Origin of the sequence: Streptomyces sp. NPDC046909, assembly GCF_040644695.1 — a bacterium.
In the GTDB taxonomy this organism is placed as follows: domain Bacteria; phylum Actinomycetota; class Actinomycetes; order Streptomycetales; family Streptomycetaceae; genus Streptomyces.
In genome coordinates this window covers 260397-273029 of record NZ_JBEYXC010000007.1, presented here as the reverse complement: position 1 = coordinate 273029, position 12633 = coordinate 260397, and the positions used below count along the sequence as shown (strand labels likewise).

8 protein-coding genes are annotated in these 12633 nt (G+C 73.1%); 7 read left to right on the top strand and 1 reads right to left on the bottom strand.

Features of this window, described 5'->3' with window-relative positions; all coding sequences use genetic code 11:
- Positions 1 to 69: 69 nt before the first annotated feature.
- On the bottom strand, positions 70 to 1308 hold the full coding sequence (locus ABZ928_RS24810) for an FAD-dependent monooxygenase (protein WP_361522882.1): 1239 nt from the start codon (positions 1306 to 1308) through the stop codon (positions 70 to 72).
- A 77-nt stretch (positions 1309 to 1385) separates the two neighbouring features.
- Between ABZ928_RS24810 and ABZ928_RS24805 the strand changes: the two genes are divergently transcribed.
- The 7 genes from ABZ928_RS24805 to ABZ928_RS24775 are packed head-to-tail and all read left to right on the top strand — an operon-like array spanning position 1386 to position 12623.
- A complete protein-coding gene (locus ABZ928_RS24805) occupies positions 1386 to 3245 on the top strand; it encodes an HAD-IIIC family phosphatase (protein ID WP_361522879.1) in 1860 nt (619 codons plus the stop codon).
- Positions 3242 to 4993 (top strand): fatty acyl-AMP ligase, encoded by a 1752-nt coding sequence (locus tag ABZ928_RS24800; RefSeq protein ID WP_361522876.1) that lies wholly within the window; start codon positions 3242 to 3244, stop codon positions 4991 to 4993. Before ABZ928_RS24805 ends, ABZ928_RS24800 begins: the two co-directional genes overlap by 4 nt.
- Positions 4990 to 6708 (top strand): acyl-CoA dehydrogenase, encoded by a 1719-nt coding sequence (locus ABZ928_RS24795; protein WP_361522873.1) that lies wholly within the window; start codon positions 4990 to 4992, stop codon positions 6706 to 6708. The genes ABZ928_RS24800 and ABZ928_RS24795 overlap by 4 nt, the downstream gene beginning before the upstream one ends.
- Positions 6705 to 8363 (top strand): acyl-CoA dehydrogenase, encoded by a 1659-nt coding sequence (locus ABZ928_RS24790; RefSeq protein WP_361522870.1) that lies wholly within the window; start codon positions 6705 to 6707, stop codon positions 8361 to 8363. The genes ABZ928_RS24795 and ABZ928_RS24790 overlap by 4 nt, the downstream gene beginning before the upstream one ends.
- Positions 8364 to 8380: 17 nt before the next feature.
- A complete protein-coding gene (locus tag ABZ928_RS24785) occupies positions 8381 to 8647 on the top strand; it encodes an acyl carrier protein (RefSeq protein ID WP_289918748.1) in 267 nt (88 codons plus the stop codon).
- The gene (locus ABZ928_RS24780; protein WP_361522867.1) at positions 8644 to 11610 is read left to right on the top strand and encodes a beta-ketoacyl synthase N-terminal-like domain-containing protein; all 2967 of its coding nucleotides are present in this window, start codon (positions 8644 to 8646) and stop codon (positions 11608 to 11610) included. The genes ABZ928_RS24785 and ABZ928_RS24780 overlap by 4 nt, the downstream gene beginning before the upstream one ends.
- On the top strand, positions 11607 to 12623 hold the full coding sequence (locus ABZ928_RS24775; RefSeq protein WP_361522865.1) for a 3-oxoacyl-ACP synthase III family protein: 1017 nt from the start codon (positions 11607 to 11609) through the stop codon (positions 12621 to 12623). The genes ABZ928_RS24780 and ABZ928_RS24775 overlap by 4 nt, the downstream gene beginning before the upstream one ends.
- Positions 12624 to 12633: the final 10 nt, after the last annotated feature.

Here is a 12633-nt window from a genome sequence, read left to right as displayed (position 1 = left end):
CAAGGATCGCGCCCCGGGAGGAGCGCGGGGCTGTGCCATGTGCGACCCCGCCGGCCCGCAGATCGACCACTACATCCCCACCTGCATCTTCGCGACCCGCTCACCGGGCTCCTGCAACTGGAAGTACGCCCCGGCCAGCACCTTCCGCACCAGCCACGGACTACTGCTCACCACCCGGTAGAGCGACCGCCGCCAAGCCGCCCCCACCGCCCCGTCCAACGTGAAGAGCCGTTCCTGCCGAAGCTGAAGCGCACGGGACCGGGCCACGGACGCCTCCCGTTCCCGCTGGAACACCTCAGACGCCGAGAGCAGCGCCCCCGTGGACCCGCCCTCCCCCATCGCCTTCTCCACCAGCGGGGCGAGCGTCACCGCGTCGATGATCGCGTGGTTGACGCCCTGCCCCAGAATCGGCGTGAGGGTGTGCGCCGCGTCGCCGATCAGCGTCAGCCCGGGCACCGCCCACCGAGGCACCACCGTCGTGAAGATGTCGAGCATCGATGTGTCGGACCAGCTCCGCACCTCGTCCCGCACGGCCCCCGAGAGCTCCGGCGCCAGCAGATCGAGCCGCTCGTACAGCGCCCCGAGCCCCCGCTGCCGCATCTCCCGCAGCCCGCCCTTGGGGATGTTGAACCCGACCCGCACGCTGTCGGGCCGGGTCGGGATGAACAGCCCGTGCTGATCGCCCCGGATCCGGACCCGATACGTGCGGTCGTCCCACTCCCCGTACGGAAAGGGCAGCTTGAGCCAGATGACGTCCCGCTCCAGGGGCACCTTGCGGTACTCGATCCCCGCCATCTCCCGCACCTTGCTGAACCGGCCGTCGGCGGCGACGGTCAGCATCGCGCGGACCTCGGTCTCCCCCTCGGAGGTTCGGGCCCGCACCCCGGCGACCGCGCCCTCCCCGTCGTACAACAGCCCGGTCGCCGTGGCCCCTTGGAGGAGCCGGAAGTCGGAGAGCCCGGCGCCGGCCTCCGCGAGTGCCGCGAGCAGCGTGGGCTGGGGCAGCTCGACCGGGAAGGGGTGGGGATACCGGAAGTCCGAGAACTCCGCCCGGAACACGGTGTGTCCGGAGTCGGAGATCTCCATCCGGTGCATCTGGACGTACCCGCCGTCCAGCCGGTCGAGGAGGCCCAGCCGGTCGAGGAGCCAGACCGAGTCCGGGGAGACGGACTCGCCCCGGAAGCTGCGATTGAAGTGACCGCTCGCCTCAAGGACGACGACGGGCACGGACCGCCGGGCCAGTTCGAGGGCGAGGGTGAGCCCGGCGGGACCGCCGCCGACCACGCACACGGACGTCTGAATCGTCATGCCGCGATGCTGGCCGCCGCGCCTTAAGCACGCCTTGCACAAGACGTGCTTAAGGCGCACTCCGCAGGCTCCCGGCCATGACGAACGCCCTCCTCGACCGCCTGCGCTCCCTGCGCCGGTACGACCCCGAGGTGCCCGCCCTTCTCGCGGAACTCGCCGCCGGCCCTGACCCGTTCGGCGCCCTTCAGTCGGCCGGACGGATCCTCGCCCGCCTGGACGAAGAGCCCGCCGGGGAGCCGGCCGGGGAGCCGGAGCCAGTGCGGGTCACCGTCAGCGGCAGCGGCACGCTGGACGGCCTCACCGCCTCCCTCACCGCCGAGTTCGCCCGCCACGGACTGCGACTCGAAGCGCGCCAAGGGGACTTCGGCGCGTGGGAGCTCGACCTGCTCACCACGGACGGTCCCGTCTACGCCCCCGACACCGCCCTCTCCCTGTGCGTCCTGGACTCCTCGACGGTCTTCGACACCCTGCCCCGCCCCTGGACGGTCTCCGATGTCGCCGAGGCGACGGCCGACCTGCTCGCCCGGCTCGACGCCCACGCGGCCCGGCACGGCGACCACGCCCGGGGGATGCTCGTCCTCAACACCCTTCCACTGCTCCGCTCGGACGCCCATCAGCTCGTCGACCTGCGCGCCCGTACCGAACTCGCGGCGATCTGGCGGGACTTCAACGCGGGCCTCCTCCGGCTCGTCCGACGCCACCCCCGCACCCACGTCATCGATCTGGACCCGCTCGTCGCCGAGGGCGGCCCGGTCCGTGACGCCCGGCTGTCGGCCTACGCCAAGGCCCGCCTCGGCTCCGAACTGCTCGCCCGGTACGCCCGCGAGATCGGCCATCTGACCCGCACCCTGCGCGGCCGCACCCGCAAGGTCCTCGTCCTGGACGCCGACCAGACCCTGTGGGACGGGGTGCTCGGTGACGTCGGCCCCGAGGGGATCGCCGCCGCCGGGACCGTCCGGGGGGAGGCGTTCGCCGGGTTCCAGCGGGTGGTCGGGCAGCTCGCCGCCCAGGGCGTGCTGCTCGCCGTGTGCTCGAAGAACGACCGGGCACCGCTGCTGGCCGTGCTGCGCGAGCACCCCGACATGACCTTGCGGGAGCCCGACTTCGTCCAGATATACGCGAGTTGGGGCCCGAAGAGCGACGGACTCCGGCAGCTCGCCGAGCAGCTCAACCTCGGCGTCGACAGCCTCGTCCTCGCCGACGACTCCCCTTTCGAGCGCGGCCAGGTGGCCGCCGCCCTTCCCGGCGTGGCCCTCGTCGCGCTGGACGACGAGCCCGCGCTGCACACCGAACGCCTGCTGGCGGACGGCTGGTTCGACACACCCGAGCTGACCGACACCGATCTGCGGCGGGCCGCCCAGTACCGCAGCGAAGGGGACCGTCATCGGCTGCGGGAGAGCGCGCAGTCGTACGAGGAGTATCTGGCGCAGCTCGAAGTGGTCGTCGAACTCGCGCCCCTGCGGCCGGGGGAAGTGGCCCGGGTCGCCCAACTCACCCAGCGGACCAATCAGTTCAACCTCACGACCCGCCGGATGTCGGGCCCCGAGGTGAGCGAGTACGCCGGACACGTCCTGACCATCACCGCCCGCGACAAGTTCGGCGACAACGGCCTGGTCGGCGCCCTGTTCCTGCGCCTCGCGCCCGAAGGCTGGCATATCGACAACGCCCTGCTCAGCTGCCGGGTCTTCGGCCGCGGCATCGAACAGGCGGTGTTCGCGGCCCTGTTGGAGCGCGCCAAGGCGTCCGGCACCCCCGCCGTCCATGGCGGCTACCGCCCGACGCCGAAGAACGGCCGGGTGCGAGACCTCTACCCCTCGCTCGGCTTCCTGCCGGTCACACCCGAAGCCGAGGCGGTCGCGGAGGTCACCTTCCGCCACCCCCTCCTCGACCTCCCCGAGGTCCCGTCGCACATCACGCTGAAGGGGACGTACCAGTGAGCAGCAGGACCTTCACCGAGGTCATCCTGGAGAATGCCGCCGCCCACGCGGCCAAGGACGCCCTGATCCACCTCCAGGACGACACCGCCGAGCACGTCACGTACGCCGCCCTCGACACCCGGGCCCGCCGTATCGCCGTCTGGCTGCGCGCCCGGGGCGCGGTGGGCCGCCAGGTGCTGCTCCTGCACCCCTCGGGCACCGGTTTCACGGCGGCCTTCCTGGGCTGTCTGTACGCCGGTGCCGTCGCCGTGCCCGCCCCGCTCCCCACCGATCAGGGCCGCGGTCTGGCCCGGGTCACCGGCATCCTGCGCGACGCCGAGGCGGTCGCGGTGCTGACGTCCCCCGAGCTGGCCCCCGCCCTGGAGGCGTGGCTGGCCTCGGAGAACATGCCGCACGTCCACTGCCTGGGCACCGACGGCGAGGACGGCTTCGCCGACCCGGCGGACTGGCGGCCCCCGGCCACCGGCCCCGGCGATCTCGCGTTCCTGCAGTACACCTCGGGCTCGACCAGCGACCCCAAGGGCGTGATGGTCACCCACGCCAATCTGCTCGCCAACGAGGCGGCGATCCAGGCGTGGACCGGGACCGGCCCGGACACCGTCGGCGGCGGCTGGCTGCCGCACTACCACGACCTCGGGCTCATCGGCCATATCCTCCAGCCCCTCTACACGGGCGGCACCGCGGTCCTGATGCCGCCGACCGCGTTCCTCAAACGCCCGTACCGCTGGCTGAAGATGATCGACGACTACCGGCTGAGCGGCAGCGGCGGCCCCAACTTCGCCTTCGACCTGTGCGTACGCCGGGTCACCGACGAGCAGTTGGCCACCCTGGACCTGTCCGGCTGGCGGGTGGCCCCCAACGGGGCCGAGCCCGTGCGCGCCGACACCCTCCAGGCCTTCGCCGACCGCTTCGCCCCGGCCGGCTTCCGCCCCGAGACCTTCTTCCCCTGCTACGGCATGGCGGAGACGACCCTGCTGGTGACGGGCTGCCGTCCGGAGTCCCCGCCGGTGACCCGGCAGGCGGACGCCGGCGCCCTGGAACTGGGCGAGCTCGCCCCGCCCGTCGAGGGCTCCTCGGTGCGGACCCTCGCCGGCAGCGGCACGGTCCGCGACTGCGAGATCCGCATCACCGACCCGGCCACGGGAGCCGACCGGCCCCCGGGAACCATCGGCGAGATCTGGGTCCGCGGCCCGAGCGTCACCCCCGGCTACTTCCGCAACCCGCGGGCCACGGCCCAGAGCCGCTCCCCCGACGGCTGGCTCCGCACCGGCGACCTCGGCGTCCTCGACGGCGGTGAACTCTTCGTCACCGGCCGGCTCAAGGAGGTCATCATCCTCGCCGGGCGCAATGTGTACCCGCACGACGTGGAACGCACCGTGCAGTCCGCGGACCGCTCGCTCGCCTCGGGCACGGGCGCCGCGTTCGCCGTGCAGAGCGCGGCGGGCGAACACCTGGTCGTCGTACAGGAGGTGAGGGCCGCGGCCGTCCCGGACGGCGATCTCCGCGCGGTCGCCACGGCGGTCCAGCTACAGATAGGCCGTCAGTTCTCGGTCGCGGCGGGCAATGTGGTGCTCGTCCGCCCGGGCACGGTCCGCCGCACCACCAGCGGCAAGGTCCAACGCACCCTGATGCGGAGGCTGTTCCTCGAAGGCGCCCTCGTCCCGCTGTACGAGGTGCTCGAACCGGCGGTCCGCGAGCTGGTCAGCGACGCGGCCGACCGGGCGCTTGCGCGGGTGAGCCCGGCATGACGATGGAGCACTCCCCGTACCGTCTCGCCGAGGAGCTGGAGCTCTACCTCGGCGACCCCGCCGACCCGCGCTCCCCCTTCTCCGACGCGGCCTCGGCCTCCCTCGACGCGCGCGAGGAGTTCCCGGCGGAGATCTGCCGGCTGCTGGACGACTGGGGGCTGCCCGACTACTACGTGCCCGCCCCGGTCGGCGGCCGGCTGCGGGACTACGAGCACGCGCTCCAGCTGCTGCGGACGGTGGCCCGGCGGGACCTGACCGTGGCCGTCGCGCACGGCAAGACCTACCTCGGCGCGGTCTGCGTATGGATCGCGGGCAGCGCCGAACAGGCGACCCGGCTCGGCGCGGACATCCGGGCCGGGGTACCGGTCGCCCTCGGTCTGACCGAGCGGGCGCACGGCAGCGACCTGCTCGCCGGGGAGGTGGAGGCGGTACCGGACGGGCCCGGGGCGTGGCGGGTGAGCGGCGAGAAGTGGCTGATCAACAACGCCACCCGGGGCAGTGTCCTGACCCTCCTGGCGCGCACCGGCCCGGACGGCGGACCGCGCGGCTTCAGCGTCCTGCTCGCCGACAAACGCGAGCTGCCGCCCGGCAGTTACCGCCATCTCCCGAAGATCCCCACCCACGGCATCCGCGGCGCCGACATCTCCGGCATCGCCCTGCACCGCGCCCGCCTGCCCCGGACCACGGTCGTCGGCACCGAGGGCGGCGGCATCGAAACCGTCCTCAAGGCCCTGCAACTGACCCGCACCATGTGCGCCTCCCTCTCCCTCGGCGCCGCCGACCACGGCCTTCGCCTCGCCCTCGGCTTCGCGGCCGAACGCCGCCTGTACGGCCGGCCGCTCGCCGAACTCCCCCAGGCGCGGCACGTCCTGGCCTCCGCGGCGGCCGACGTCCTCACCCACGAGGCCCTCTCCCTGGTCGCCGCCCGACTGGTCCACACCGCGACCGGCGAGCTGAGCGTGGTCTCCGCCGTCACCAAGTACCTGGTGCCGACCGGCACGGAGGAACTGCTGCGCGAACTGGCCGCCCTCCTCGGGGCGCGCGCCTTCCTCGCCGGGGCGGACCACTACGGCCTGTTCGAGAAAGTGGAACGCGATCACCGCATCGTCTCCCTCTTCGACGGCAACACCCTGGTCAACCTCAACTCCCTGGTGAACCAGTTCCGTTCGCTGGTACGGCACTGGGGGCGCCGCCCGGCGGACGAACCGGTCGCGGCCTGCGACCTCTCCGTCCCGTTGCCGGAGTTCGACGCGAGGGGCCTCTCCCTGCTGGCCCGGTACGGGAGTTCGGTGCTCGGCGCGCTGCCCGCCTGGGTGGCCCGGGCGGAGAAGTCCCACCCCGCCCTCGCCGCTGCCGCCCGGCGTCTGCTGACGGTCACCGAGAAGGTCCACAAGGAGATGGCGGCGCCCTGGGACCTGGCCGCCGGGGTCCCGTACGAGGCGTTCGAGGCGGCGCGGCGCTACTGCCTGTGCTTCGCGGGCGCCGCCTGTCTGGGCCTGTGGCTGCACAACCGGCTGGTGGCGACCGACGGGGTGTGGCGCGACGGCGTCTGGCTGCGGGCGGCGCTCGACCGGCTGCTGGTGCGGCTCGGCGAGCAGCAGGGACCGGCCGACCCGGAGGCGTACGAGCGGCTGCTGGACGAGGCGTACGAGGCAGGGCGGGCAGGCCGGCTGTTCGCGCTGCTACGGCTCGGGCTGGCGAGGGAGACCGCATGAACCGCGTCCAGGAACTGATCGGCCTGTTCGGCGATCCGGACGACCCGACGAACCCGGTGGGCCGCTCGGCGCTGCTGGCGGCCGACGAGCGAGGCGAGTTGAGCGCGGCGGGCGAGGATCTCCTCGACCGCTTCGGGTTCGGCGCCGAGTTCGTCCCCTCGGAACTCGGCGGCCGACTCGACCAGTTGGACTCCCTGGTGCGGGTCGCCCGCGAGGTGTTCCGGCGCGATGTCGGGCTGGGCCTGGGGTACGGCGTCACGTCCTTCATGGCCGCCGTGAACGTGTGGGCGGGAGGCTCGCCCCAACAGCGCAAGCACCTCGCCGGGTTGCTGCTCGACGGGGCCAAAGTGTCGGTGGCGTACCACGAGTTGGCGTACGGCAACGACTTCCTGCGCAACGAGTTCACGGCCCGCCGGATCCCGGGCGGCTATGTCCTCGACGGCACCAAGCAGGTCATCAACAACGCCGACCGCGCGGCCGCCTGGGTGCTGTTCGCCCGCACCGACCCGGCACCGGGGGCGCGCAGCCACTCCGTGCTGCTCACCGGCCCCGAGGACTGCGGGGAAGGGCTGGCCTTCCTCCCCCGCTACCGCACCGCGGGCGTACGCGGCTGCCACCTGACCGGCCTCGACTTCCGCGACTGCGCGATACCGGCCGGCGCGCTGGTCGGCGAGGAGGGGCACGGCGCCGAACTAGCCCTCCGCTCCTTCCAGATCACCCGCAGCGCCCTGCCGGGCATGGCGGTCGGCACGGTCGACACCTGTCTGCGCACGGTCCTGCGCTTCGCCCTCGGCCGCCGCCTGTACCGGGGCCGCGTCCTGGACCTCCCGCACGCCACGACGACCCTGACCGGCGCCTTCACCGACCTCCTCCTCTGCGACAGCCTGGCGCTGGCCGCCGCTAGGGCGGTGCACCTGCTGCCGGGCCAGTCGAGCGTGACGGGCGCGGCGGTGAAGTACCTGGTCCCGAGGCTGCTGGGCCGCACCGCGGGCGACCTCTCGGTGATCCTCGGCGCCCGCTTCTACGTCCGCGAGGGCGAGCACGCGGTCTTCGGCAAGCATCTGCGCGACCTGCCCGTCCTCAGCCTCGGCCACGCCGGATCCACCGCCTGCCTCGCCACCCTGATCCCCCAACTCCCGCGCCTGGCAAGGAATCCCGGACCACCGGCCCCGAACCCCCTCTTCACACCGGGCGGCACGCTCACCCCGGGCATCCCGTACGAGGAACTCACCCTGGCGACCGACGGCGATGCCCTGGGCGGCGTACTGGGAGCCGTGCCGGAGGTCTCGGACGCGTATACGGCGGCACTGCTGAGGCAGTTGGCCGAGGAACTGACCGTCGTACGAGCCGAGGCCCTCGCGCTGCCGCCCGCCGAACGCACACCGCTGGCCGGTCCGGCGTCCTTCCGGCTCGCCGACCGCTACGCGCAGCTGCTCGCCGCCGCGGCGGCCACCGGAGTGTGGCGGGCGGCGACCGACGGGTTCCTCGCGGACCCGGCATGGCTCGCGGCCGCCCTGCACCGGACGGCGGCCCGCCTCGGGCTGCGCCCCGCGCCACCGCCTTCCGGCACCGCGGCCCGGGTGCGCGCGGAACTCCTGCGCCGCTACGACGAGCACCGGTCCTTCGACCTGTACGACCTCTCCCTGGACGGCTGACACCGATGGAGCATCCGATGACCGTGCCGAGCACCCACACCGAGCGGACCCTGACCGACTGGCTGGCGCAGCGCGTCGCCGAGTATCTGCGCACCCCGCCGTCCGAGATAGACCCGGCGGTGCCGCTCGCCCAGTACGGCCTGGACTCCGTGGCCGCGCTCAGTCTGTGCGGCGATGTCGAGGACGCGTTCGGGGTGCAGATCGACCCGACGGCGGCCTGGGACTATCCGACGGTCCGGGCGCTGGCCGGTCACCTGCTGAGCCGGCTGGAGGCGACACCGTGACGGCGGACGCCATCGCGATCACCGGCATCGACTGCCGGTTCCCGGGGGCCGAAGGGCCGGGCGGGTACTGGGAGTTGCTGATGCGCTCCGGTGGCACGGCCCGTCCGGTGCCGGCCGACCGGTGGGCGGCCTCGGACTTCCCGTGCGAGGCGGGCTTCCTCGCCGACCCGGACGTCTTCGACCACGAGTTCTTCTCCCTCTCGCCGCGCGAGGCCGGTTCCATGGACCCCCAGCAGCGGCTGATGCTGCACTGCGCGTGGCGGGCGGTCGAGGACGCGGGCATCGCCCCGCACCGGCTGGCGGGGACCCCGACCGGGGTGTTCGTGGGCGTGATGGGCAGCGAGTGGGCGCAGTTCACGCTCACGGACCTGTCCGGCATCACGGCCCAGATCGGCTCCGGCAACGGCTACTGCATGATCGCCAACCGGGTCTCGTACCACCTCGACCTCAAGGGCCCGTCCCTGGCGGTGGACACGGCGTGCTCGTCCTCGCTGGTGGCGGTGCACCTGGCGGCGAACTCGCTGCTGGCGGGCGAGTGCGACTGGGCGATAGCGGGCGGCGTCAACCTGGCCCTCACCCCCGCGCTCGGCATCTTCTACACCCAGGCGGGGCTTGCGGCGCCCGACGGCCGCTGCAAGCCGTTCAGCGCGGACGCGGACGGCATCGGGCGCGGCGAGGGCGTCGGGGCGGTGGTGCTGCGCCGCTACGCGGACGCACTGGCCGACGGGCAGCCCGTGTACGCGGTCCTCCGCGGCACCGCCGTCAACCAGGACGGCCGCAGCAACGGCATCACCGCGCCGAACCGCTGGTGCCAGGAGGCGGTGGTGTCATCGGCGTACCGTCGCGCCGGGGTCGAACCGTCGGACGTGGCCTTCACGGAGGGCCACGGCACCGGCACGATCCTGGGCGACATGATCGAGACGAAGGCCCTGGGCGCCCTCCACTCCGGCCGCCCCCGCCCCATGGCCCTCGGCTCGGTCAAGGGCAACCTCGGCCACACGGAGGGCGCCGCCGGCATCGCGGGCCTCATCAAGGTCGCCCTCGCCCTCCACCACCGGACGGCCCCGGCCAGCCGCTTCTCGGCCCGCGAGAACCCGGCCCTGAACCTGTCCGACCAGGGGCTGCGGCTGCTGAAGGCACCGCTGCGGCTCGGGGCGGGGCCGGTGCTGGCGGGGCTGAGCAGCTTCGGGCTGGGCGGCACGAACGCGCATGCGGTGCTGGAGTCGGCGCCGCGAGGCCCGCATGCGCGCGCGGGGAAGGCGAGCCGTCCGAGCGAGGCCTCGGGCAGTTCCGCTCACGAAAGCAAGCCCCCCGGCATCCCCGCCGGCGTGGCTCCTCTCCACCCCTCCGGCCTGGGCACCCCCCTCTTCACCCTCACCGCCCCCTCCGAAGCCGCCCTGCGCCGCAACCTCTTCGCCCAGGCCGACTCCATCACCCGCCGCCGCACCCCCCTCGGCCCCCTCTGCTGGAGCTCCCACCACATCAAGTCCGGCCACACTCACCGCTACGCGGTCCCCGCCACCGACCCCACCGACCTGGCCGCACGCCTGCGCACCGCCGCCGAGGCACCGGCACTGCCACCCCCACCCGCCGAACCCCCCTTCACCGCCTGGCTGTTCACCGGCCAGGGCGCCCAGTACCCGGGCATGGCAGCCCGCCTGTACCGCGAATCCCCCCTGTTCCGGCACCACTTCGACGCCGTCGACACCGCGCTGCTCCCGCACACCGGCGGTTCCGTCCGCGACCTGCTGCTCGGCGCCGACCCGGCCGTCCACCGCACCGGCTGGGCCCAACCCGCCCTGTTCGCCGTCGGACACGCCCTCGGCGCGAGCCTCACCGAGCTGGGCGTACGCCCCGGTCTGTTGCTCGGCCACAGCGTGGGTGAGTTTGCCGCCGCCGTACTAGCCGGAGCACTCCCTTTGGAGGCATCCGCACAACTCGTCGCCGCCCGCGGTGCGTTGATGCAGGAGCTCCCCGAGGGCGGCGGCATGATCGCCGTACGCTCCCCGGCCGAGCCACTGCGGGAGTACGTAGACCACGAGCCCCTGGTCGGTTACGCGGCGCTCAACGGGCCGACCTCCACCGTGCTGTCGGGAGACCTCGCGGCGCTCGGCCGCATCGCCGACACACTGGAGCACCGCGGGATCCGGGTACGCCGTCTGGAGGTCTCGCACGCCTTCCACTCACCCCTCATGCGGCCCGTCCTCGAACCCTTCCACCGGCTGGCCGAGGAGATCGGCGGCGGCGTCCCCGCCCTCCCCGTCTACTCGACCCTCCGCGGCAAACTCCTGGAGTCCGAGCCCATGGACGCCACGTACTGGACGGAACACATCAGTGCCCCCGTCCTGTTCGCGGACGCGGCCGCACAACTCCTCGACGAGGGCCCGACCCATCTGGTCGAACTGGGCCCGAAGCCCGTACTCACCACGCTGGCCCACCAGTTGATGGCCCACCGCACACGCCCGGTGCACCCCCTCCCCGGCGAGCAAGCGGGCGCCCGAGACCTCGCCGAGGCCCTCGCCACCCTCTACGGGGCGGGCCTCGACCCCGACTGGGAAGCGGTCCACCCACCACAGGACCGTGTCCTGACCCGACTGACCCCGTACGCCTTCGCCACCGACCACCGCTTCTGGCACCGGGGTCTCCCCACGGCTCCGCCTGCACAACGTCCCAGGACGCCGGACCAGAGCCAGCCCGCCGCTGACACCGCCACCGACACCGCCGTCCTCGAAGCCGTGGCCCACGTCGGCGGCTACCACCCCGCCGACCTCTCCCCCGGCGCCCGCCTCTACGAGGACCTCGGCCTCGACTCGGTCGCCGTGATGGAACTCAAGTCCCGCATCGAGCAAAGCCTCCCCGCCCTCGGCGAACTCCCTGTCCAGGAGTTGCTGTCCCGCCTCTCCACGCTGGGCGACCTCATCACGTACGTGACGGAGCACCACATACAGGAGCCCACCCCATGACGCCCCCCGTCCCCCACATCGCCGCCGCCGGCTCCGCCCTCCCCGGCGACCCGGTCGACAACACCGCGCTCGCCGCCGCCCTCGGCATCAGCGCCGAGTGGATCGAGGTCTACATCGGCACCCAGACCCGCCACTTCGCCCGTGACCTGCTGACCGGTGAGATCCGGCACTCCCTGGCCGACCTGTGCGCACGAGCCGCGGCCCAGGCCATGGAGCGCTGTGCGGCCGAGCCGGCCGACATCGAGTTCCTGGTGCTGGGCACGGCCACCCCCGACCACTTGATGCCGACCACCGCGAGCCGAGTCGCCGACCTGCTGGGCCTGGACCAACTCCCCACCTATCAGCTCCAGTCGGGCTGCGCCGGCGCCGTACAGGCCCTCGACCTGGCCCGGCTCCTGATCACCGGCGGCGCGTACCGCTGCGGCCTCGCCATCGGCGGTGACGTCTGCACCAAGCACCTGGACGTGGACCGGGACATGTCGGCGGCCGCACCCGGCGACCTCGTCAACGCCGTGCTGTTCGGAGACGGCGCCGGCGCCGCCGTACTCACCGCGGACCCGCAAGGCCCCGCCCTCCTGCGCACCCTCAACCGCTGCACCGGCCTCGGCCGTGAACCCGGTCAGATCATCGACTGGTTCGGTCTCGCCGACCGCCACGAGAACCGCCAGGCCCTCACCGAGGACTACAAGGCGATCGAGGAGAACGTCCCCGTCATGGCGGTGGAGATCCTCTGGGAGCTCCTCGACGACCTCGACTGGTCCCCGGACGACCTCGACTTCCTCCTCCCGCCCCAGCTCTCCGGCCGTATGACCCGCCTCATCACCGAACAGCTGGCCGTGCCCGCCGCCCGGCCGATCTCCTGCGTCGACCGCACCGGCAACAACGGCAACGCCCTGCCCTTCCTCCAGATCGAGCAGCTGCTGCCCCAGATGTCCGGCGGCCAGCGGGCGCTGGCCGTGGCGGTCGAGTCCAGCAAGTGGATCAAGTCCGGATTCGCCCTGCAGAAGCCCTGAGCCGACCCGT

Coding starts and splice junctions, on each gene's coding strand:
- ABZ928_RS24810 (WP_361522882.1), bottom strand. CDS start 1,308: ATGACGATTCAGACGTCCGTGTGCGTGGTCGGCGGCGGTCCCGCCGGG.
- ABZ928_RS24805 (WP_361522879.1), top strand. CDS start 1,386: ATGACGAACGCCCTCCTCGACCGCCTGCGCTCCCTGCGCCGGTACGAC.
- ABZ928_RS24795 (WP_361522873.1), top strand. CDS start 4,990: ATGACGATGGAGCACTCCCCGTACCGTCTCGCCGAGGAGCTGGAGCTC.
- ABZ928_RS24790 (WP_361522870.1), top strand. CDS start 6,705: ATGAACCGCGTCCAGGAACTGATCGGCCTGTTCGGCGATCCGGACGAC.
- ABZ928_RS24785 (WP_289918748.1), top strand. CDS start 8,381: ATGACCGTGCCGAGCACCCACACCGAGCGGACCCTGACCGACTGGCTG.
- ABZ928_RS24775 (WP_361522865.1), top strand. CDS start 11,607: ATGACGCCCCCCGTCCCCCACATCGCCGCCGCCGGCTCCGCCCTCCCC.